The organism is Maribacter flavus, from assembly GCF_008386635.1.
Taxonomy (GTDB): Bacteria; Bacteroidota; Bacteroidia; order Flavobacteriales; family Flavobacteriaceae; genus Maribacter; species Maribacter flavus.
On the sequence record NZ_VUOE01000003.1, the window covers coordinates 42,815 to 66,095 of the forward strand.

The 23,281-nt window shown below is 40.7% G+C and carries 16 protein-coding genes; 9 read left to right on the forward strand and 7 right to left on the reverse strand.

Features of this window, described 5'->3' with window-relative positions:
- Positions 1 to 48: 48 nt before the first annotated feature.
- The gene (locus F0361_RS16355; protein WP_154920399.1) at positions 49 to 780 is read right to left on the reverse strand and encodes an NUDIX hydrolase; all 732 of its coding nucleotides are present in this window, start codon (positions 778 to 780) and stop codon (positions 49 to 51) included.
- Positions 781 to 906: 126 nt separating this feature from the next.
- Here F0361_RS16355 and F0361_RS16360 point away from each other — a divergent pair, with 126 nt between their 5' ends.
- From F0361_RS16360 to F0361_RS16395, 8 genes are all read left to right on the forward strand, one after another.
- Positions 907 to 4,680, forward strand: coding sequence for a ThuA domain-containing protein (locus F0361_RS16360; RefSeq protein ID WP_154920401.1), 3,774 nt, complete (start codon positions 907 to 909; stop codon positions 4,678 to 4,680).
- A 33-nt stretch (positions 4,681 to 4,713) separates the two neighbouring features.
- Positions 4,714 to 5,508: an SDR family NAD(P)-dependent oxidoreductase gene (locus F0361_RS16365; protein WP_154920403.1), complete on the forward strand. Its 795-nt coding sequence runs from the start codon at positions 4,714 to 4,716 to the stop codon at positions 5,506 to 5,508.
- A 25-nt stretch (positions 5,509 to 5,533) separates the two neighbouring features.
- A complete protein-coding gene (locus F0361_RS16370; RefSeq protein WP_154920405.1) occupies positions 5,534 to 7,645 on the forward strand; it encodes a hypothetical protein in 2,112 nt (703 codons plus the stop codon).
- Between the two features lie 66 nt (positions 7,646 to 7,711).
- A complete protein-coding gene (locus F0361_RS16375; protein ID WP_154920407.1) occupies positions 7,712 to 7,927 on the forward strand; it encodes a hypothetical protein in 216 nt (71 codons plus the stop codon).
- Positions 7,924 to 9,810 (forward strand): beta-N-acetylhexosaminidase, encoded by a 1,887-nt coding sequence (locus tag F0361_RS16380; protein ID WP_154920409.1) that lies wholly within the window; start codon positions 7,924 to 7,926, stop codon positions 9,808 to 9,810. Before F0361_RS16375 ends, F0361_RS16380 begins: the two co-directional genes overlap by 4 nt.
- Before the next feature lie 74 nt (positions 9,811 to 9,884).
- On the forward strand, positions 9,885 to 12,407 hold the full coding sequence (locus tag F0361_RS16385) for a glycoside hydrolase family 2 TIM barrel-domain containing protein (protein ID WP_154920411.1): 2,523 nt from the start codon (positions 9,885 to 9,887) through the stop codon (positions 12,405 to 12,407).
- 953 nt (positions 12,408 to 13,360) lie between these two features.
- Positions 13,361 to 13,852 carry a plasmid mobilization relaxosome protein MobC gene (gene mobC / locus F0361_RS16390; protein ID WP_154920413.1) on the forward strand — a complete coding sequence of 164 codons (492 nt, stop codon included), beginning with the start codon at positions 13,361 to 13,363 and terminating at the stop codon, positions 13,850 to 13,852.
- Positions 13,853 to 16,132, forward strand: a complete 2,280-nt coding sequence (locus F0361_RS16395; RefSeq protein WP_154920415.1) for a relaxase/mobilization nuclease domain-containing protein — start codon at positions 13,853 to 13,855, stop codon at positions 16,130 to 16,132.
- An 80-nt stretch (positions 16,133 to 16,212) separates the two neighbouring features.
- On the opposite strand, the gene F0361_RS16400 is transcribed toward F0361_RS16395, so the two are convergent.
- Positions 16,213 to 16,419, reverse strand: coding sequence for a hypothetical protein (locus F0361_RS16400; RefSeq protein WP_154920417.1), 207 nt, complete (start codon positions 16,417 to 16,419; stop codon positions 16,213 to 16,215).
- Between the two features lie 102 nt (positions 16,420 to 16,521).
- Entirely contained in the window at positions 16,522 to 17,301 is a 780-nt protein-coding gene (locus tag F0361_RS16405; RefSeq protein WP_154920419.1) for an SOS response-associated peptidase, read from the reverse strand.
- Positions 17,302 to 17,413: 112 nt separating this feature from the next.
- Here F0361_RS16405 and F0361_RS16410 point away from each other — a divergent pair, with 112 nt between their 5' ends.
- Complete coding sequence (locus F0361_RS16410; protein ID WP_154920421.1) at positions 17,414 to 17,674, forward strand: hypothetical protein; 261 nt, start codon at positions 17,414 to 17,416, stop codon at positions 17,672 to 17,674.
- Positions 17,675 to 17,838: 164 nt separating this feature from the next.
- Here the strand turns inward: F0361_RS16410 and F0361_RS16415 are convergent, their stop codons facing one another.
- Genes F0361_RS16415 through F0361_RS16430 form a run of 4 tightly spaced genes read right to left on the reverse strand, consistent with a single transcriptional unit; the run spans position 17,839 to position 23,196 of the window.
- On the reverse strand, positions 17,839 to 18,231 hold the full coding sequence (locus F0361_RS16415) for a helix-turn-helix domain-containing protein (RefSeq protein ID WP_161598255.1): 393 nt from the start codon (positions 18,229 to 18,231) through the stop codon (positions 17,839 to 17,841).
- Between the two features lie 5 nt (positions 18,232 to 18,236).
- Entirely contained in the window at positions 18,237 to 20,759 is a 2,523-nt protein-coding gene (locus tag F0361_RS16420; protein WP_154920424.1) for a type IV secretory system conjugative DNA transfer family protein, read from the reverse strand.
- Between the two features lie 15 nt (positions 20,760 to 20,774).
- Positions 20,775 to 22,319, reverse strand: a complete 1,545-nt coding sequence (locus F0361_RS16425) for a toprim domain-containing protein (protein ID WP_154920425.1) — start codon at positions 22,317 to 22,319, stop codon at positions 20,775 to 20,777.
- A gap of 49 nt (positions 22,320 to 22,368) precedes the next feature.
- Entirely contained in the window at positions 22,369 to 23,196 is an 828-nt protein-coding gene (locus F0361_RS16430; RefSeq protein ID WP_154920426.1) for a hypothetical protein, read from the reverse strand.
- Positions 23,197 to 23,281 lie beyond the last annotated feature (85 nt).

Genomic DNA, 23,281 nt, shown 5'->3' on the forward strand with positions numbered 1-23,281 from the left:
AGCGCGTCCAAAATAACCAAAATAAAAAATGGAATAGAGGGGATTTCTTTAGGGTACTTTTTTGAATCTATATAAATATGGGGCCTTGTTAGCCGCACCGGTAAACTTTTTGTCCAATCGCTCCAAAACATTCAAGTCCAGCATTTTTTTCTGAAAATTATTTCTTCTAAATGGTCGGTCATACACTGTTTCATACACATTCTTTAGTTCTTTCATCGTAAAGGTTTCCGGAAGTAGATTAAAGCCCAAAAGTTTTTCATCCAAAAAAAATCGTAAGGTTGTTTGCGCTCTTTTTACCTGTTCATTGTGATCAAAAATTAAAGGTGGCAGTTCATCTACATCATACCAACCAATGTATTTATCTATAGTACTAGTCGTCGGTCTTACCTTATTAATGTCCACCAAGGCGTAGTAACCAACCGAAATAAAACGCTTGGTGAACCATTCCGTTTCCTGCCTTAATATAGTATCCTCGGGTAGGATTTCAGGATTCAACGATATCAATTTATTCAAAAAATCTTTATGGCTTCTTTCCTTGCCCCCAAAGGTGTGAAATTGTTCCAGATAGATATCCTTCAATCCTGTCCTCTCCACTAGAATTCGATAGGCCGCCTCATCCAAACTTTCATCTTGATACACAAAGCCAGCTGGTAATGCTTTAAAATCACCATTAAAATTAAGATGGGTTACCAAAACTTTTAAACTCCCTTCGGCATAGCCGAAGATAGTACAGTCAATCGAAATTTGTTGGATGAAATTGCTGGGATTGTAAGAACTCATAAAAAACCAATACTATTTTATTTTCAAATTGAAGGTTTTTTTAAATCAGATACAAATCATTAATGTCTTTTTTTTAGACAATATAAAATATTATGCTATATTTGACGGAATATTAACCTGTTATACATGCGTAAACACTTAATTTGTCTTCTTGTAGCCGTCCTTGGTTTTACACTATTTTCTTGCAAAACTACCCCGGCAGCAAGTGTTTTGGTCTTCAGTAAAACGGCCGGATACAGACATGAGGCCATAGAAGCTGGCAAGGAAGCGTTAAAGAAAATGGGTCTTGAAAAAAACATCGATGTCACTTTTAGCGAAGATTCAAACATTTTTAATGAACGGGACCTTAAGCAATTTCGTGCGGTTATCTTTTTAAATACTACCGGAGATATTTTGAATGAAGAACAACAAAATAGTTTCGAGCGCTTCATCCAAGCTGGCGGTGGCTACGTAGGTATACATGCCGCTACGGACACGGAATACGATTGGCCTTGGTACGGTAAACTGGCGGGAGCTTGGTTCTTGGATCATCCAATGGATCCCAGTAATGTGCAAAAGGGAAGATTTCTGGTAACCAAAAAGAATCATTGGGCTACACAAGGTATGCCCGACACTTTTGAACGGGAAGATGAATTTTACAGCTTCAAAAATATTTCCCCAGATATAGAGGTAGTTCTGGAAATTGACGAAACGAGCTACGAGGGGGGCAAAAACCCAGATTATCATCCAATGAGCTGGTATCAGGAATTTGATGGTGGACGTTCTTTTTATACCGCCATGGGTCATACCGATGAAACGTACACCGAAGACTTGGTTTTAAGGCATCTGTGGGCAGGCATCGATTATGTGTTAGGTGGTGAAAATCCAAAGCCACTGAACTATGCATTGGCAAGACCCGAAGAAAATAGATTCACAAAAGTAATTTTGGCGGATAAATTGGATGAGCCAATGGAATTGGCGGTGCTGGATGAAAATAGAATTCTTTTTATTCAGAGAAAGGGTGAAGTAAGGTTGTTCGACATCGCCAACGATGAATTAAAGACCATTGCAAAACTACCGGTCAATTTAAAATATATAAATAATGCTGGGGAGGAATCTGTCGCTGAGGACGGTCTACTAGGGATGAATATTGATCCAAATTTCTCTACGAACAATTGGATCTACCTCTATTATTCTACCCCTAAAGAGTCTGCTAATTACCTTTCAAGGTTCGTTCTTAAGGGAGATGAACTTGATTTGGACTCCGAAAAAATTATCTTAAAAATTCCAACACAACGCGAGGAATGTTGCCATACTGGCGGATCAATAGCTTGGGACAGCGATGGCAATCTCTTTTTATCCACAGGTGACAATACTAATCCACACGGATCAGATGGTTACAGTCCAAGTGACGAACGAAAGGGAAGAAGCGCTTGGGATGCACAAAAGTCCTCTGCAAATACCAACGATTTAAGAGGAAAAATTCTGCGTATTAAACCACATGAGGATGGTACCTACAGCATACCTGATGGAAATCTTTTTGAAAAAGGTATGGAAAAGGCTCGTCCTGAAATTTACACTATGGGGCACAGAAATCCCTTTCGCATTTCAGTGGATAGCCATAACGGATTTTTATACTGGGGCGAGGTAGGCCCTGATAGTAGCGAACCGGATTCCCTTCGAGGTCCAGCAGGTCATGACGAGATAGGACAAGCCAGAAGTGCCGGTAATTTTGGTTGGCCACATTTTGTGGGGAATAATAAGGCATATAACAAATATGACTTTGAGAAAGAAGAATCCCTGGAGAAATGGAATGCCAACGCTCCCGTTAATACTTCTCCCAACAACACGGGATTGGAAAAATTGCCTCCGGCACAGGATGCATTTATTTGGTATCCCTATGGGGAATCAAAGGAATTTCCTCTAGTGGGTTCCGGGGGACGGAATGCCATGGCAGGTCCAGTCTTTTATAAAGAGGATTTTGAAAGGGCGGAAAGGGCTTTTCCAGAATATTATGATGGTAAGTTGTTGGTGTATGAGTGGATGCGTGGCTGGATTATGGCAGTAACAATGGACGAAGACGGCAATTATAAATCTATGGAACGTTTTATGCCCAGCTACCGCTTCAGTAATCCCATGGATATGCAATTTGCGGCAAACGGAGACTTATATATGCTAGAATACGGTTCCGGTTGGTTTACCGCCAATGACGACGCAAGACTAGTCCGTATTGAATACAATGGAGGAAACAGAACACCAAAAATTCAAGTTGCAGCCAATAAAATGGGAGGAGCCTTGCCTTTTCAATTGGAATTGAATGCTGATAATACTACGGATCCCGATAGCGATGAGCTTGAATTTAAATGGGAAATATCTTCCGATAACGGTTTCAAAGAAACTTTTGAAACACCAAATCCTAGTGTAACATTAAATGAAATAGGTATCTACAAAGCCAAATTAACGGTTTCGGATGGCCATGGAGGAACTGCCAGCCAAACTATGGAAATTGTGGCGGGCAATGAGCCGCCCAATTTAAGCATGGACATGCCAAAGGGTAATCGTAGTTTCTTTGTTCCCAATACCTTATTGGATTATGTGATAGAAGTGAGTGACAAGGAGGACGGTACGTTGAAAGATGGTATTGAACCTGCCGAGGTATCGGTTTCGTTCGACTACCTTCCTGAAGGATATGACAAGATTACCATTGCCCAAGGTCATAGAAGTGCAGACGAATCGGCGCAGTATGCTACAGGGAAGGCATTGATTGAAGGTAGTGATTGTAGGGCTTGTCACAAGCAATTGGAAAAATCAATTGGACCTTCCTATAAAGAAGTCGCACTAAAATATAAAGGCGATGAGACTGCCATTGAACATTTAAGCAACAAAATTATTAGCGGTGGTGGTGGCGTATGGGGGGAAACTCCCATGGCCGCCCATCCACAGATAACTACGGAGGAAGCAGCGGATATTTCGCGCTATATTTTAAGCCTGGCAAACGAAAACCGAACGCAAAACACATTGCCTACCAGTGGTGCTTATCCTACGATAATTCCATCCGGAGACCCCGGAAAGGGAACATACATTGTCAGGGCTTCCTACCAGGACAAGGGTGCGAACAATATGCCATCAATGGGTTCCGAGGAATCCTTTTTGTTGCGATCTACCATCTTGGACGCGCATGGCATGGATGAATATGTGGATGTAAGTAAAATGGCATTCGGTGGCGCCAATTTTGCCATTGGTACCAGGTCAGGGGCATACATGAAGTTAAACCAGATTCATCTGGATGGGTTGAAATCGTTGAAAATCAGTGCGTCGGCTCCTATCTCACAATTATCCTGTATCGGTGGGAAAGTAGAATTGCATGTTGGCAGTCCAGATGGCACATTGATTGGGGAGTCGGAATTTTTGGAAGCCTCGGATACTCGCGGAAATATCATTGAGGCACCCATAAATTTGCCAATGGAGTTTTCTGGAAGTAAGCAGGATCTTTACATCGTGTTTACAAATGACACATCTGGGAAAGGAGGGACGATCATGGTCGTTAGCGGACTGGAATTTACCATGATCAGCACCCCTGAGCCGGCACCAATACAGGTCGTCGACAACGGCTCCGCTTCCGTTGGCAATTCTTTTTTTTCAGGTAAATGGAAATTGACTTTTAAAGGCACGCCAAATGGAGATACCGAAATGGTAGCTACAATCATGAATAAAGGTGGTGTTTTATCGGGCAGTGTTCAAGATATTAAGGGAGAAAACGATGCAATTCCCTTGGAGGATATTAAGGAATCATCGTCAGGTATTGAATTTACATTTATCACACAAGGGTTTAATGTAAAAGTTGAACTTGAAAAAGTGGATAAAGCAAACCTAGTCGGTAAAATGATGGGCATGTTCGATGCTTTGGCCGTACGTCTGTAAACACAATTTTATTTGGAACAAGTACTTTAATAGATGAAAGTAAAGGATAAAGTTTTTGTGGTTACCGGGGGTGGTAGTGGTATGGGCCGGGAGCTGGTACTTCAGCTCTTAAAAAAGGATGCAAGAATAGCCGCTATCGATATCAATGTGGATTCCCTTTTGGAGACTAAATCGTTGGCGGGCGTGTTGACCGGTAATTTGAAAATCTATGCATTGGATATAACCGATAAAAAGTTGGTAGGGGATACCCTAGAAACTATTTTAAATGAATTTGGATATGTAGATGGTATCATTAACAACGCTGGAATCATTCAACCTTTTAAGGCATTGAACGATTTGGATTATTCGACAATAAACAAAGTTTTTGATGTCAATTTTTGGGGAACCTTGAATTTGACCAAAATCCTATTGCCACATTTATTGGAACGTCCGGAAGCCCATATTGTAAACATTTCCAGTATGGGTGGATTCTTTGCCTTTCCAGGGCAAAATATATATGGGGCATCCAAGGCAGCCGTAAAACTCTTTACGGAGGGGCTCATACAAGAATTACGGGAGACGAGGGTACAAGTGTCCGTGGTTTTTCCAGGAGCAATTCGAACAAATATCATGCAAAACTCAGGCCTCAAGGAAAGTGTGGGAGAAATGGAGAATAATAACACGTTGTCAGCTTCAAAGGCCGCAGCCATAATCATTGAAAATATTGAAAAGGACAAGCAACGCATTTTCGTAGGCAACGATTCCCGATTGATGGATTATATGTACCGCATTAACCCAAATTGGGCCATGCGTTTTATTGCAAAAAAAATGAAAGACATTAGAAACTAGAATATTTCCTTAAAGAACAAATCAAATGAAAAATTTATTTAATTCAATATTGCTGACGACCCTATTTATTTTGATTGGGCAAAATAGTATGGCCCAAGATGATTTAACTATGAAAAATTGGGTGCTCGATACTAATGATTCCATTTTTACAAAACCATATATAGATATTGATAAATGGTATGATGCTTCGGGAGGCTATCGCTATATACACGGCGGATTTACTGGTACGAACACTAAGTTTTCCTTTTACTTTCCGGAAAAGAAAAATTATTCAGGTAGATTTTTTCAATATATCACTCCCTTTCCAGACAACGAGAATCTAGCACAAGGTAATCAAGGAGAATCAGATGTAATCGGGTTTTCGGTATCAAACGGAGCCTATTTGGTCGAAACCAATGGTGGTGGACCAACCGATTTTTCTAATCCCATGGCGAATGACCCGACCATTGGCGCCTATCGGGCAAATGCGGCCGCGGCACAATTTTCAAGACTGGTTGCTCAAACTTTGTTCGGTGGATCGAGGCCTTTCGGATATTGTTTTGGTGGTAGCGGAGGGGCTTATAGAACGGTCGGAGGCTTGGAGAACACCAATGCAGTATGGGATGGTGCCGTACCTTTCGTTATGGGATCGCCAATGGCAATCCCAAATTCATTTACATTCCGTATGCATGCTATGCGCATTTTAAAAGATAAATTTCCCCAAATTGTAGATGCATTGGAACCTGGCGGAAGTGGTGATCCTTATGCCGGGCTAAATGAAGAAGAAAAAGCGGCTTTGGAAGAAGCTACAAAAATGGGATTCCCACCAAAAGCTTGGTTTGCTTATAAGGAAATGGGGATACATGGGTTTTTGGTCCTTTATAATGGAGTTGTCATGGCTGACCAAGCATATTTTAATGAAGATTTCTGGAGTAAAGAAGGTTATTTAGGGGCCCATCCCACACAATCTCTTTTGGATGCAAGAATTCAAGAAAAAACAAAAATTAAAAGGATAATTGAAATTGATGAAGCGGTCGCCATAGGCCTGTCGGAACCATTATCCGAAGAAGATCGGGGAAGTGCAGATAAAGCGTGGAAAAATACGGGAGAAGTTAAAGGAGGCAAACCTGTCGGATATTTTCTGGAAAACACCATGCCTAAAGTAGGTTTTATGGGGGGCGATTTACTGATATTAAGTGGGGAAGCGGAAGGACAAAGACTACAAATAGATAAATTGGATGCTGATAAGGTAAGTTTAGCACCCACAAATCCCTTGAACATTCTTGCAAAGTTGAAACCTGGCGATGAGGTTCAAGTTGATAATTCTAACTTTTTGGCAGTACAGACGTATCACAGACATCAAATTCCTGGACCGGAATACGTTGTTTATGAGCAGTTTAAGGATAGCTTGGGAAATCCATTATACCCTCAAAGGCCCATGTTACTGGGGCCATTGTTTACTATGGGAGCAGCTGGATCTGTTCCCACCGGAAAGTATAATGGAAAAGTGATTCTTTTGGGTTCTTTATGGGATAGTGAGGCCCATCCTTGGCAGCAAGCATGGTACCACGATAGGGTAAAGGAGCACTTAGGTGATAAGACCAATGATAATTTTAGAATTTGGTTTACGGATCATGCTAACCATGCTGATGCTTCCAATTCGGGACATGAGTTACATATTGTAAGTTATTTGGGAGTGGTTCAACAGGCTCTTTTAGACTTGAGCGATTGGGTTGAAAAGGGTATTGCACCGGCTCAATCCACACACTATGAGATAATAGATGGTCAAGTGGTTGTTTCTGATAATGCCGATGTCCGCTTAGGAATTCAACCTTTGGTCATAGCGAAGGCTAACGGTGGAGAGAGGGCTAATGTCAAGGTCGGTGAAAAGGTACACTTTAGCACTGAGATTACGCTACCAAAAGATACAGGATACATTGTTTCAGTTGCTTGGGATTTTGATGGTTCGGGAAATTTTGAAAATGAAATTAGGATACCTCCAGGCAAATCTGAACTTACCTTGGAAACAAGTCATGCCTTTAACGAGAAAGGTACTCATTTTCCTACGGTCAGAATAGCATCCCAAAGAGATGGAAACAAGGACATCCCATTCACCCTCATAAGAAATTTGGATAGAGTAAGGGTAATAGTAAAATAATAATTCGGATATATATTAAAATCAAGTAATCAAGTGGGGACTATAATTAAAAAAGAGCTTAATAGAATGTTTTTTTTGTCAATGTTCATTCTTTTAATGGTTTCAGGTAACGTTGTGGCGCAACAAGTTGAATTAGAGGTGATGCCTTATCCAAAGAACGTTTTAATGGGCAAAGGTGGATTTAGAATCAATTCGAAGTTAGTAGTTTCGGTTGCATGTGATGGTACCGATGGGATTGCCCTTAGTGCAGCAAATCGATTTATGGAAGGACTCCGGAAATGACACAAATCTATTTTGGTCAAGAAAGAATTGAGCAGGCTGGTGTTCAGGAAAACACCAATCTTATCGTAGAAATTACAACTAGTTCCCAACCAAATATTGGAGTTGATGAATCCTATGTATTAAAGGTAACTGAGAATAAAATCAACCTAAAGGCCAATACAACCATGGGTGCCTTAAAAGGTTTTCAAACCTTGAACCAAATAGTAAAGGTGGATAGTAATGGTTATTTTATACCAGTTTTGGAAATCAATGATGCCCCAAGATTTAAATGGCGTGGAATGATGGTCGATGTGGCCAGGCATTTTCTCCCCATCGAACTATTGAGAAAAAATATTGATGCCATGGCCATGGTCAAGCTAAACGTACTTCACTTACACCTTTCAGATGATGAGGGGTTCAGGGTGGAGTCAAAGCTTTTTCCCAAACTGCACGAAAATGGTTCCTACGGTAATTATTATACGCAGTCCCAGCTTAAAGAATTGGTTAAATATGCTTCCGATCGAGGGATTTTAATAGTGCCCGAATTTGACCTTCCAGGGCATACTAGGAGTTGGTTTGCCGCATATCCTGAATTGGCAAGTGCGCCCGGTCCATACAAACCTGGGCCCCGGTTTATTTTTGATGAAAACGCCTCGCGACAGGAACTTGGAGAGGCCGTTAAGTCCGCTCCAACTCCCACCATTGATCCCTCGCGCGAAGAAGTGTATACATTCTTAGATCAACTTTTTGGTGAGATGGTTACCATTTTCACTGCACCCTATTTCCATATAGGTGCAGATGAAAACAATGGTGCTGCATGGAGAAACAACCCGGATATTGTAAGATTCATGAAAAGAAACAAACTTGCCGATACCCATGAACTGCATAGTTATTTTGTAAATAGGTTGTATGAAATTGTTAAGAAACATGGCCGCACTATGATTGCATGGCAGGAAGCTTTTTCCAAGTCATTGCCAAAAGACGTTATGGTGCAGGCATGGATACCGGAAGGAGCACCCATGGAAGCAGTTCCACCAAAAGAAATTGCAGAAAGTGGTAATTCGGTCCTAATCTCAACGGGTTTTTATTTAGATCTTTTCTTACCATCTCATGTGCACTATTCAAATCCTGAGTATTTATCGGATGTACATGATAACGTGTTAGGTGGTGAGGCAGCCTTATGGTCGGAATTGGTTGACGTCAATAGTTTTGAAAATAGGGCATGGCCTAGGGCAGCTGCAATTGCCGAACGCCTTTGGTCCCCCGTTTCGATTACGGATATTAATAACATGTACAATAGACTGTATGCTTTGAGCGATGACCTCGAAGCGAATGGCATGGACCATCGTCTAAATACCAGAAGATGGTTGGGTCAACTTGCCAATGGAACCGATATTTCAGCCCCGGCAGTAGTATTGGAAACCCTTGCTCCGTTTCAGGGATATAGAAGACTGGCCACGATCATGATGATGCCGGCATCCCTGAAATATGAAACGGTACCATTGGTCAATTTAGCGGACATTGTATCTGTTGATTCCGAAATGGAATGGAAGCTTAGGACACAAATTCAAAAGTTTTTGGATGGTGATATCAATGTTAAATTCATGCTAGAGGAGCAATTCAACGAATGGAAGGATGCCGCATTGAAGACCAAGGAACAAATTAAGGGAGCTCCTAACCTAAAAATGCTCGAGACCTACGCGGATAGATTGATAAGAGCTTCTGAAATAGGACTTCTGGCAATATCCGCATCCATGGATGACTCAGAAAAAAAATCCTCCTTGGAAGAATTGGGAACAATGAAAGTAAGAACCGATGCCGTGGAAATTAGAATTTTAGATGAAATAGAGGCCTTATTGTCCGGAGAATTAAAGGAATTGACAACGGTGAATAAAATGTATTGACATTCCCTGAAATTTTTAATGAATAAGCACCGAAAAAAATGGTAACAGTTAAAACAAGTTAGAAAAGGCTTAAAATGAGAATATACAAGTTTTTGGGATTATTGAGCCTTATGGTTTTTATGATTTCCTGCGGTGAGAAAAAGGAATTTGACAGCAATGGACGAAATCTCCTCTTTAATGATGGATGGCGATTCCTTAGGGATAGCGTACCCTTGGGCGAACAAGTCGATTTCGATGATTCACTATGGATGGCAATAGATTTGCCTCATGATTTTAGTATTATGGATTTGCCCGGTGGAGATACCGAAAATCAAATCGGACCTTTTTCGAGGAATGCCGTAGGTGGGGGAAATGGTAATGCCCATACGATAGGTGGAACGGGATGGTATCGAAAAAGTTTTACGGTAGATGAAAGCGATCGTACGAAAACCTTTATAATAAAATTCGATGGGGTTTATATGGAATCCGAGGTTTGGGTAAATGGGAAGCAAGTGGGAAAGCATGTAAATGGCTATACACCCTTTTGGTATGATATCACAGCATTCCTAAACCCTGTCGGTGCGCCTAATATTATCGCAGTAAAAACAGATAACCCTGGTGAAAACACCAGATGGTATAGTGGTTCGGGAATTTACCGAAATGTCCATCTAATCGTCACAGAACCCGTACACGTCGCGGTATGGGGTACTCGGATTACTACTCCGGAAATTACAACGGACAAGGCTTCAGTCAAGGTGGAAACGGCGATTGAAAACGAAATGGAAAACGATTCGGAAGTCGAGGTAACAGTGGTTATTAAGAATAGCGATGGTTCGGTTGCAAATAGTGTTACTCAAACAATTTCCATATCGGCCAACTCTGCTAAAACAGTTATGGACACTATCGAGATTCAAAATCCTTCATTATGGGATTTGGAAACGCCGTACCTATATACGGCCGAGGTAACACTTGAAGTTGATGGTGAGATATCAGATGTTTATACCCAAACCTTTGGAATTCGCTCCATAGAATTTACAGCCGAAAAAGGATTTTTATTAAATGGAAAACCTGTATTGTTAAAAGGAGGGAATATGCACCATGATAATGGCTACTTGGGTGCCGCTGCCATAGAAGCTGCCGAAAGAAGAAAAGTGGAATTGATGAAATCCAATGGCTACAATGCCATTAGATTGGCACATAACCCATTCTCCGAGAGTTTTTTGAACGCCTGTGATGAACTTGGTATGCTGGTAATCAATGAATTTACCGATATGTGGGAAGATTATAAGAACAAACAGGACTACCACCTTCACTTTACCGAACATTGGGAGCAAGATATGACCGATTTTATAATGCGTGACCGCAACCATCCCAGTGTAATTATGTGGAGTATCGGTAATGAAATCCCTAAAAAAAATGTTGAGGATGGTGTTCGAATCGCAAAAGAATTAGTAGCGAAGGTAAACGAATTGGACAACTCGCGCCCAACTACGGAGGCCATACCAAATTTTTTGATCCATGGTGGTTGGAAAAATTCGAAAGAGTACTTTGATGTTATTGACATAGCAGGTTATAACTACATGGAACCAGCGTATACCTCTGACCATGAACTATACCCAAAGAGAATTATTTATGCATCTGAATCTTTTCCAAAGGATGCCTATGACTATTGGAAAGCCGTTGAAAATCATCCCTATGTAATTGGTGATTTTGTATGGACCGCTATGGACTATTTTGGGGAAGTTGAACTGGCAAATGCAACATATAAAAGACCGGATGAAATAGATAAAAGATCATTTCAATCGATGGATGGAATTCCTGAAGGCACCAACCCAAACCTTGTGTACGATATGATGGCAATGATGTCCCCGTCTAAATGGCCAGCGTACATTTCCTGGTGCGGGGATCTGGATATTATGGGTGATAAAAAACCTCAAGGTCAGTATCGTGACGTTCTTTGGGACAGGAGTCCGCTTGAAGTTTTGGTCCATGAACCGATTCCGGATGGTATGGTTGAAGATTTAAGTCCATGGGGATGGCCAAATGAAATATCTTCATGGAATTGGAAGGGATATGAAACTAAAGCTTTACAGGTACGTGTATTTACCAAAGCGGAAAAAGTGAGGTTGGAATTGAATGGAAAAATAATTGCTGAAAAAACGATCTCCGAAGGTGATGAATACATTGCCGAATTCAAGGTACCCTATGAGCCAGGAGAATTGAGGGTTATTGCTTTGAACAATGGCAACGAAGTAACCAGCAAGATTTTGACTACCACAAGTTCGGCGACATCCATTCGATTGACTTCGGAAAGAAAATCGGTAAAGGCAGGTTCACAAGACTTGGCATTTGTAAAAATTGAAGTCGTTGATAATCAAAATCAGAGGATTTTACAGGAGGATTTTGAAATAACTATTCAAATTGACGGTGTTGGAGAATTGATCGGATCTGGTAATGGGAACCCTAGAGATCTGGCTAGTGTTAACAATACTACTCTTCGAACATTTCACGGTAAGGCACAAGCCATTATTAGACCTGGCAAGTCCAAAGGTGAAATAACTATGAAAGTTTCTTCGAAGGATCTCAAATCTGCTGTGGAAAAAATCCTAGTAGAATAATCTCTAGTGTGCGTACAAAATTTTTCTATTGAAAGATAATATTGTAGTTGAGTTGTTGTTTCCAGGGAATCCAAAATGATGTTGTATTGTAGACATCTAGTGGCTTTCCCTGGTAACAGTTATTTGAATTGATAAACTTCTTTTCAACCTTTGTTGAAGTATCCTATGAATCCAAATATTTCTTTGTTGTTTTTAATAGTTCCTAGATTTCAATGGGCTTAGAATTTGGAAAATAGGATAATCAGGGAAGATTATAACACTCCCTTCAATATCGTTTATGCTATTCCTTTAAGTAATATATTCAGAAATCCCATTTTGTAAGGGCCATACGCCGACCCAAATGTTTGATGGATCGGGGAAGACCATTATTTAGTAACCAATTCATTGAAGTGCTTTCTGAGCAAAAATATTCTTCATAACTATAAGGCCTATGGCAACAAAACTTTTGCTACCTCAGATTAAACTCTGGAATGATGAGTATGCTGTAACAAGCCTTTACGATAAAGGATTTACCTCACCAACATTGGTCATTCACTTTTGAAAAGGGCTTATTGAAATGAACGTTTCTTGTTTTTATCAGTTGAGATTTCCGTTATTCAACAAGACAAGACATGTGGAGGGTGCATTCAATCCCTCTTACGCTGTCTTTTAAGAATTAAAATCCATATGGTTGTAACAGGTTAATAGTGGTGAACTTTAAAAATTAGATTTTAGATTTATCCATATAACACATTTTATTTTTCCCTAACGAGATGATCTAAGTTTGGAAATTAAATTCAGTATGCTCGTGTTTTTCTTTCCCTCACCACATGTTCATCAAGATAGTTTTTACTTTCCTATTTCTGAAAATTAAGCCGTCTCAAATATCAAATTAGTCTTATATGGCTCTATATGAATTTATATGGTTTTATGATATAAAATATTGATAATCAAATTATTAAAAATAATTTTCCTTGCCTATATTTATCCGTATAACGGATAGCAAGTTATGTTTTGGGGGTCCCAAAACTGTCTACTTCTACGAAGTGGTGCTGTCGCATTATGTAGTTATTATCCATACCATGAAGAACCAGGGAGGGAGAAAACAATTAGGGGATAAAAAGAGAAATCATGCCTTCAAGGTTCGTATGAACCAGGCCGAGGTAGAGCGTCTGCGTGCCCTTATGAAACGATTTCATTTGGACATGGATAATAAGGGAACGGTGGGTCCCTTTTTAAGAAAACAAATTTTACAGGATGTGTATGAGAAAGATGATCGTTTACCCGATTCGATGACCCAAGTGGTTTATGAGATCAACAAAATTGGCACAAACATAAATCAATTGACAAAGGTCGTCCACTATAAGGATAAACGACAACCGAACGCTTCGCTGAATATGGAAATCAGGCAAATGCATACCCTGTTGTTGGACATCTTAAAACTATTAAATGAAATATCGACCTAGATGATTGCCCGAATATTATATCGTAAAAATGTACAAGGGGTATTGAATTATGTACTCGATAAACCACACGCCTCTGTATTGGGAATGTGTAATATCCCAAAACAAATACTTCAATATCCCAAACTATTAAAACAGCATTTCCACTTTTTGGGGAGTAGGCACGAATCCAACAAACGATTTGTACATATAACATTGAATTTACCTCATGGTGAATTTTTAGATGATTCCAAATTTTTCAAACTGGCTGAAATCTATATGCAAGAAATGGGCTATGGAGAACAGCCCTTTGTCATTGTTCGGCATGACGACACCAAACATGAACATGTACATATCGTAAGTACCAGGGTAAAGGAATCGGGAAAACTTGTCGATAACTCCCACGACTTTTCTAGAAATCTGGCCGTTCAAAAATACTTGGAGCAAATGTTTGGTATAACACCCTCCCCTGAATCCAAATGTAGTCAAAACCTTCCGGTCATTCGGGTACCTAAAGAAAGAAGCCTTCCCGATGACAGTCTTGGAGTACGCTTCTACATGCAGGATATACTCAACACCCTTTGTCAACAATACAAACCCCGATCTTTTAAGGAGTTAAAACATTTAATACAGGCGTACCATCTAGCGTTAAGTATAACCCAAAATAAATCAGGAAGAGTGGGGGTTTCCTACGGTATAGAAAAAGTTTTGGGCTACAAATCCAGATTCATTCAAGGATACAAAGTACATCCAAACCTAAGCGGACCAAAAATGGAACGATTATTTCAAAAAAATGCCCGTTCCAAACTACTGCCTACCCATAGACAACGCTTAAAAAAGCAACTGGATACCGTGTTCAAATTATTCAAATCCATAGATCTAAAAGAACTCGAAACTATCCTAATGGAGTTTCAGAAATTGGATACTAGTTTGGAATTCAACAAAATGGGTCAGCCCAAATCGTTTACCATCTATGACAAATCGGGATATATTTTTAATCCAAGTGAAATTGATGGTCAACTCTGGTCCAGAATCCGCTCTTTTTCGTCTAACTCAAATTCGGTTCTCGAGGTTAACGGGTCTCAATTTCAGCTGGAACTAATTAAGTGCGTCGAAGAAGTTCTTTTGAATAGACATGCAAGGATGCATACAGGTTTTGTTGTTTCAGAATTTATAGCAAGACAAACTTTTTCCGCTATTCAAAATGATTTTTGGGAACATCCAAAATTCGCCCTTTTGTCAAAGTATTGCCCAAAAGAGGGTCTCGACCTACATAAGCAATTGAATGACCAGTATGCAGGAATACAGAACAAACTGGTCCAAAAGCATCATAAAAGGGAGACCCAGTTGCTGGAATCCAAATCCCGGTTAATTTCCAAGGTCATTGAACAGTGTGTTTTTGGTTTAAATCTTACGACGGATACCCGGGGAGAACTATTCCAAAGCCTTGGATTGGCATATGAAAATGGTTCGGTTCGGTACTTGGATTCATCAGTGCATAGCCTCTCTTTGGATATGGGAAATTTCAATACAAGGCCAAATGAAATGAAGTTTCCTTCGGCTTTTATTCGCGAACATGAAAAGGTGCTACGATTGTTGGTAGGGGCAAATCCGAAAAGCGAATCCTTGTATGCCCGTTCTTATTTTCTTCCGATGTTTTTTAAACAACTTTATTCACAAATGGCAAAAGAGGATAGAAAAACCTTTGAAACATATTCCCTACATGCTTATTGGAAGACCATAGAGCGAATGAACCAGTCATTTGAAAAATCTCCCAAGGACTATGTACATCTTTTAAATCATCAAGGTTTCCACGTTAGTGAAATAGATGGGGATATGTATTTGCATGCTATATACGGGGAAACAGATGCCACAATTCCTTTAGATCAGAAAACCAAGGCCTATCTGAACTCCCTACCTGATAAAAATATCGTATTCAAGAACCAACATACTCATATAACCCTCTTGAAACATAGTGGTAGGGATTCCTTCGACCATCTTTGGACAGCTTACCTCATACAAAATGAATATTATAAAAAAGCGGCCTATCTCATCGTCTTCAAGGGAATTCGTCCCAATTTGGCTCCTGAGATAATGGAGTTTCATATGCAAAAGGGGCTTAAAAAAGTTATATTGGAAGTAGCGCAAAATCAGAATAACTATAAGAACCGAAAGTTGATACTTGCAAGCGCCTATACGATTGATAGCTTATTGGGTTCCCAAAAGGGGCGAAATGAATTGGAATTTAATCCATTCAAGGACGAGTTGACAGATTATTCCAAGTTCAATAAACAAGGTCTATAATCATTGGAAACCCATCATCTCAAAAGTACACTTCTTTGAGTGAAACAATTTTAGAGGGTTTACATGGAAAGGTATTTCCCCTATTTAATCATTGGCCCATTGATCATATTCTGAAATAATACAACAACACGTTCTTGAATGGACTCTGGTATAGTTTCATTCATAATCGAGGATTCATCAAAAGAATATTTTGGATCTGAAATGATGTCATCCTTGACATAGTGTAACGCCTTGATACGGGTCGCGTCGTCCATGGCAGTATAGAGTCGTATTATGTTTTTGGTCATGGCTGGGTCTTGATGCCGCAAATATATTTTGAAAACTTCTTTGGAAGGAAAAAATAATCCAAATATTCTATCACGTACCGCACCGGAAAACGGAATTCGGGTCTAGAATAATAGCTGCTGGTCTAGTTCCGGATAGGAAACTTTTTCATTGATTTCAGGAATATTCCCTGCATATTCCTTCCCTCTCAAACGGCCCACGGTATGAAAGGTCATTAATTTCTCCGGGAAAGGCTGTAGAAGTGGGTTGATAGCCTGTTCCGTAAGTTCTTCCTCGTAATCCTGAAGCCATTGCTCTTCCAATTCCTCCGGGAGGATTACGGGCATACGCGGTTCTTCTGATGCCGCCGGGTTGTTATGTATTTTCTCCATCATAGGATTGGCTGTAGTTGTTACAATGGAAAAGGTATGTAAGACTTCACCTGTGACCTGGTCTGTCCATTCACGCCATAGCCCTGCCAAATTCATAGGTTTCCCATCCTTTCGATAGATGTAATGAGGATACGTTTTGCCCTTGAAATGCCGATGCTCATAAAAACCGTCTATAGGAATGATACACCTTCTATGAATGGCCGAGGACTTAAACGATTTAAGTTCAAAAATGGTCTCCCCCCTTGCATTCAGGGTTTTATTCCAAGCACCATATAATTGCTTTTTGTCCTTTACCCAATGGGGGGCGAGACCCCATTGGGAAATCACAGGTTCCATGGGATGCTCATTCGTATATATCACTAATTTTGGATGCTTAAATCCAGAAACATGGTGATAAGGGTGATCGGTTAGTCCAGCCAAACGGTCCTTGATTTCCGCTATGGCATGGACATCAGAATCACGTTTCGCCCTTCGTAATTGGGTTTCCAACTGGGCCTTGACATCATAACACATACTTCTTGTTTATTTTTTTAAGGTACTAATTTCAGTGTTAAAAGGTGTTTCTACCTTTTTATGATTTTTTATATTTGGAAATAATCCAAAAATAAGGAAAATATCCAATTTTATGAAACATGTGGTTTTTAGGAATTATGATCGATATGCCATCAAACATCTTTTGATGGAAATAGGGCATCATAGACTCCATAGGGAATGTGAAAATAGAAAACTGAATTTTCCCAAGCGCATCTCCTTGTTCTTTTTGGAAAGTGGTGATTTCCCAACAACCCTAAAATATAAGTATCCTATGATAGGCATTAATACCATTATGGTCATAGATCGATACGATTTGCCGGAAAAGGGCTGGGAACGCTTCGAAGTTGCCTAAATTTTATGGGTATGCGGTACGGATTCAGGATATAAAAATACTTCTTTTACCATCAATTCACAGATGAAGCCAACTCCTTTTTCAGGAAATAAAATATCCCAGATATGACTTAATTCATTTAAGGAAAGGCTTATTGTATAAATAATAGGTAAGGTTATAACGTGCTATATCTGATTTTTAAATGTGGTCAAGGCGGTTACTATCGAGGACTCCAATTCCTTATAATGTTGCTGCACATCATCTTGGTAGACCAGATTGGCTCCTACATTCATTTTAGGGATAAACTCATTGTCTGGGGACATTACCCAAATGGGATTGTACCCCAAGGAATAATAATACAACAAAAGCTTGATGGTATTAAAAGACAAGGGGCCTCGTTCGATGTTGGTAATGGTTTGATAGTCCACTCCCAGGCGTTCGGCCATGGCCTTCCTCGAAAATGGGCTTTGACGCTTATCCTCAGTAGGATCCTTTTCAATGAGTTCCTCCCGGATTTGTTGTAAGCGTTCGCCTATAAAATAAAAGTCCTTGGCCTTGCCGTTAAATATATCTTCCATTGTTTTCATGTTTCGACGATTTCTACGGGATAGCTGGAATATGGTTCGCTGGCTTGTAATAAAGAGCCAAAAACAAACAAATCCTCCTTCAATTTTGGTTTTCTATCCCCAAAAGTAGGTTTTTCTTGTTTACCCGTATACCGGTCCAAGAGCTCCTCCGGATTCAAATGGGTGTCGGTATTTCCGGAAGGCTCCGTGGAACTTTGGTTTTCTTTGGTGTTATGGTCCATGCCGACCACCTTTTCCGTATCAAATACGCCCGATGATGGGGATGTCCCATGGTTCTTGACATACTCCTTTTGGACCAATTCCTCGACATCTTCCAAAATACTATGGAAATTTGCGTCCAACACCCGATTTTTTTCCTTGTTTTTGATGTACCGTGCTATCAGTGATTTTAATACTGTTTTCAATAGGTGGTCTTCCTTCGGATTATCTTGGATACAATGGGACAGCTCCGTACGATAATCAAACAGGCCATAGTCCTTGACCAAATTAATAAAGTCCCATTGTTCAATCTCAGAGATATAAGAATTTGCGGCAATTGTCGGAATGTGGTCATGATAGAACCCATAATAATCGGAAATATGCCAATCCAATCGGTATAAGACATTATAAAATTGAAGGTCCTCCAAATCCTGGATTCGTTGCTGCAGTTGTTCCTCGAAGTCCTCGGGTACGAAGGTGCGAATGGCAGGTAAGGCATATTTCTTCTGTACCCGCTTTGAAGCCAAATTAGGTCGTAACAATCCATAACAGAGTTTTTGGGGTATGGGATGTTCAAAGGTATCGGCTACCATCCCTCCAAAATATCCAGTGGACATTCCGGAAATCTTGCTCTTGGGCAATAAGTCCATCATTTCTGAACTGATGTTCATGGTGGTATCCTGCTTGGACAGGGTATGCGCTTTTTTTGACTGATGGATACGCCCAAAGATCTCGCTGATACGCCGAGCTGTTTCCCCTTTGGCGGCACCACTGAATATATTGGCACAGTTGTCAAAAATAACATCGGCTAATTCCCTGCCATAATCAGCTATCAATTGACTGATACTCTGTATGCCCAAGACTGTGGCCACCAAATGGGAGCGACCGGTATCGATGATTTTTCTCAGTCCCATAATAAATACCGTGGGTAGCTCGTCCAATAGCAAACCGCAGGGTCGGCAACCGGGTCGATTGATCAATTGCAGGGTCTTGTTGATATATAGACCAATAGGTGCGGCATAGATTTCAGAACGATTGGGGTTGTTTTGGATACAGACGATCTTGGGTTGCTCTGGGTTATTAATGTCCAATTGAAAATCATTTCCCGTCATCACATAGAATATTTCCTTATTGGCCAACATAGATAAGGAAATCTGCGCACTTGCAGTTTGTCCCGCCAATTGCTGTCCGGCTTCCCGCTCCAAGGCATCCTTAAAGGGTATCATCAGGTTTCTGACTTCGATATCTTCCAACATGATGGAAAGCAAATACTCAATGTTGACGGTGGATAGTATAATGACATGGGGTAGGGTGCAAATATTTTTACCATATTCCTCGGATTTGCGCTTCAAATACCAGATAAGTCCCGACACAAAACTGATGGCACTCCGGGAGAAGAAATCGTTTCTCTTGATCCATTCCTTATTGAGGTTTTTCATAATGACGGTAGCGGCATCCGAAGCATCCATTTGACTTTTTAATAGGTAAGGATCCAATGGATTGCATCGATGGGATTGTTCCACATTGTCAAAATTTAATACGTAAAATTTTGAATAGGGCGCTGTTTGGTTTTCCTTCCCATAGGTTTGCTTTTCCCGTAACCAATAGTTGTAAGCAATGGTACTAAGGGTATCAAACTTAAAATCATACAATAGCAGGGTAAATTTTTTTTGAATCAACTGTTCCAAGATTTCCTCGATGACGGCAAAGGACTTCCCGCTTCCCGGGGTTCCTACGACCAACAGGCCCCGAAACAGATTGATGAAATTAATCCATCCCCTACGTAGTAGCCCTTTATGGTAATAGTCATACGGTATATTGACAGAGTAAGGGGTGTCGATACGCTGTTCCATTTGTTGGAAGGTCTCGTTTTCAACATTAAATGGGTCTATCTCGGATAGGGGTTCGTAAGGTACTACCTGAAAAAGGTGGAGGGTACCCCAAAGACTTAACACAAAACCCAAGAAATAACAAGCAATGGTAACGATAATTATGGGCCGTTCGGATGCTATAAGAGATTGTGATAGCAGGAGAAGTCCAACCCCCAAACACCATAGGAATAAACCTTTTGATATGGTTTTGCCAGGTACTTTTTTAGGGTAGTAGCACATAACGGCCCCAATAACGGTCAATAATAAAAACAGGCGGTTAAAGTAAGGTCGTTCCAAAGGGCCAAAACGTTTCAAAAAACTATACACCCATTGTAAACCTGGTACGTTCGCCTCTTGCTGGATGGTAGGATAATGATCTAAAAAGCCAATCGATAGAAAACAGATGACCGAGATGAACATGGCGGAAAAGGCAATTTTTTGGGATTCCATGGGATCTGTTTTTTGTTATAGGTCTAGGTTTGGAGTGTTTCTCTTGGACGTTTCTCCCACGGCCTTGGAAAGTGACGTTTGTTCGTTAGGTATGGGCCGTTCTAGGGCCCGAACCTGAACAAAGGGAATGGCGTACGGTGTCTTTAATCCAAAATCACATAGCACCCCTTTTTCCATGACTTTGATTACGGTGCCGGGGTGGGTAGTGCCTTCGGGACCTGTAGCCATTTTCAAATGCACCCGATCACCAGTCTTCAACTGGCTATCTCGGTTCCATGGGACTAATTCGTATCGCGGTTGTTTGGTATGCTTCAGGTCTTCGTTCCAATCCTTATGGTGCGATTTATGGATGTTGACAGGAATTTTTATATACAATTTGGTCAATGTCAGGGTCAACGATCGTAGGAGTTCCAGCCGATTCGGTGGTAGGGTATTCGTCCTTGGGTCTTTAACTTCCAGGGTGATTATAATCCTGTCTTTTAATTGGATGCAGACATCGGACATCTCATGGGCTTTTAAGGCTTTTATTACTACTCCAAAATGGCTTTGTTGTTGTGTAAGGTTTTTATCTGAATATCGAATATGGATGGTCCATCTGTGCTTTTCATAGGTGTTTTCAATATGAACCTTATTCTGGCCATGGTTGATTAGACTTGAAAAGATATCCAAGTCGAAACGGGCTCCTTGGAGGTCATGGTCCATAATCGATATCAGTTGCATGGATTTGCGGTGTTGTTGCCCGTCCAATAATTTTATAAAAGAGTGTATCTTTTTTGGATATACCTGTCCTCCAAAACTGATGTACCAATTCTGGTGGGTACCATTTAACTCATGATAGGACAACAGGTCGATGGCACTTTCCCCAAAAACGATATGTATTGTTTTTTCCTTTGGAATTTGGGAATGAAAGAGGTAATGGTCTTTGGAATTCAAAACCACCTGAAACTTTTGTGGAGGTTTATTGGGTTTGGCCTTGTACGGTCTATTGTATAGGACATAGTTCTGTATGGTACCGTATTCATCGAGTTTGGGGAAGGCCATATTGGCAATGGTGCCACCCCGTTTCAACTCGTACATGGCATTAAAAATACGGTCTTTAAATACCGGGTCCTGAAGTGTGGCCTCGGAAATGCATCGGTCCTTTGTGAGATATTCGGCGTTTTTCAAAGGCACCATACGGTACCGATTCGATAAATCCGTTGTTTTGGTCTTAGGGAGTGTCTTGGGCTGGGTTACAGGCGGTAGGTGCAAGTATTCCCCGCTGAGGTCCATGCCCTGAGAAATGGCCTTATAGAAGGTTTCGGAGCGTTTCCGTAGATAGGAGAAAAAGCGTCCCTTATCCAAGGAGTCGTGTCGGTTGAAATAGCTCATGGGATTTCTTTGGGTGTTCAACACCAGACGTTCTCCATCTTTTTTGAACTCCATAGATCCTGCACTCTTGGCAATCAATTGATAGCCGTTTCGTTGCAGATACCCTGGAAAATCGATGACCGAGTTGATGTGGGCGATACAGTCCTTGTAATAGTCAATATGTTCCGCATATGGGGGTAGGGTATTCATAAGATAAAAGGGCAGGTCAAAAGGACCTACCCTGTTACATTGGATGGAACTATAATCTTACGGTTTGGCCCCTAGTACGCTTTTTTTTTACATCAGGCTGCACAGTCTCTGCAGTCACCTCCATATTGTTGAGCTTCGATTGCTCTACGGATTTAGTGATAAAACGCTCGGCCTTGGGACTCCAGCTCACCAAATAGGTTTTCTCCCCGCGCTTTGTGGGTATGGTAATCTCCCTCTCCTCACCTTTGTTCAAGGCGTCCGCCTGTTCCTTGGTAAGAGGCTGCCCATAAAAATAGGTCTTTTCGGAAAGAGCGGACTTAGTACGGATGTCGTTCAGGCGTGGCTCGTAATAGGCCAGTTTGGTAAATTGCTCGCCATTCATTGAAGTTCCGGTAAAGGAGATTACCTTTCCTTGTTCCTTCATCTGATTGAACTCCTCCTTTGTGAACTGATAGTTATAGGCCTTGGCCTCTCCGGGTGGGACCGGTTCGTTCCTTTTAATCTGTACATCCAATTTGGAACCTGTATTCTGCTGGTAGACCATCTGAACCATTTTTACTTGATGCTTCAGGGATCCGTCAGCGATATAGGTACTATTATGAAGGTATTCCTCGCCTTTGATGATGGCATCCTGTATGTTGTCCGGAAGCTTGCCAAAGCTGATATAAGCGCCTTCCAATCGCTCCTTGGCATCGCCAATGGCAAAGCGTTGTGCTGGAAATTTTTGGTGTTCCAAAAATTCACTGTCCTTTTCAATCGTAAAGTCGGGATAATTGAGTACCCGTACCTTATACGTGTTTTCTGTGGCGGGAATCGCTTCCCCTTTTAGCCATACTTGGTTCATCTTAACGAACACTTTTTCAATCTGTGTTTCCATGTGTGAGTAATTTAAATTGTTAAAGAATATGATTATGGTTACTTTTGAATAACGAATGAATGTGAGTTGTTCACTCGTTAAGGAA

What these genes read in the sequence shown, in the direction of transcription:
- F0361_RS16355 (WP_154920399.1), bottom strand. Translation starts at nt 780, where the DNA reads ATGAGTTCTTACAATCCCAGCAATTTCATCCAACAAATTTCGATTGAC.
- F0361_RS16360 (WP_154920401.1), top strand. Translation starts at nt 907, where the DNA reads ATGCGTAAACACTTAATTTGTCTTCTTGTAGCCGTCCTTGGTTTTACA.
- F0361_RS16365 (WP_154920403.1), top strand. Translation starts at nt 4,714, where the DNA reads ATGAAAGTAAAGGATAAAGTTTTTGTGGTTACCGGGGGTGGTAGTGGT.
- F0361_RS16370 (WP_154920405.1), top strand. Translation starts at nt 5,534, where the DNA reads ATGAAAAATTTATTTAATTCAATATTGCTGACGACCCTATTTATTTTG.
- F0361_RS16375 (WP_154920407.1), top strand. Translation starts at nt 7,712, where the DNA reads ATGTTTTTTTTGTCAATGTTCATTCTTTTAATGGTTTCAGGTAACGTT.
- F0361_RS16380 (WP_154920409.1), top strand. Translation starts at nt 7,924, where the DNA reads ATGACACAAATCTATTTTGGTCAAGAAAGAATTGAGCAGGCTGGTGTT.
- F0361_RS16385 (WP_154920411.1), top strand. Translation starts at nt 9,885, where the DNA reads ATGAGAATATACAAGTTTTTGGGATTATTGAGCCTTATGGTTTTTATG.
- F0361_RS16395 (WP_154920415.1), top strand. Translation starts at nt 13,853, where the DNA reads ATGATTGCCCGAATATTATATCGTAAAAATGTACAAGGGGTATTGAAT.
- F0361_RS16400 (WP_154920417.1), bottom strand. Translation starts at nt 16,419, where the DNA reads ATGACCAAAAACATAATACGACTCTATACTGCCATGGACGACGCGACC.
- F0361_RS16405 (WP_154920419.1), bottom strand. Translation starts at nt 17,301, where the DNA reads ATGTGTTATGATGTCAAGGCCCAGTTGGAAACCCAATTACGAAGGGCG.
- F0361_RS16410 (WP_154920421.1), top strand. Translation starts at nt 17,414, where the DNA reads ATGAAACATGTGGTTTTTAGGAATTATGATCGATATGCCATCAAACAT.
- F0361_RS16415 (WP_161598255.1), bottom strand. Translation starts at nt 18,231, where the DNA reads ATGGAAGATATATTTAACGGCAAGGCCAAGGACTTTTATTTTATAGGC.
- F0361_RS16420 (WP_154920424.1), bottom strand. Translation starts at nt 20,759, where the DNA reads ATGGAATCCCAAAAAATTGCCTTTTCCGCCATGTTCATCTCGGTCATC.
- F0361_RS16425 (WP_154920425.1), bottom strand. Translation starts at nt 22,319, where the DNA reads ATGAATACCCTACCCCCATATGCGGAACATATTGACTATTACAAGGAC.
- F0361_RS16430 (WP_154920426.1), bottom strand. Translation starts at nt 23,196, where the DNA reads ATGGAAACACAGATTGAAAAAGTGTTCGTTAAGATGAACCAAGTATGG.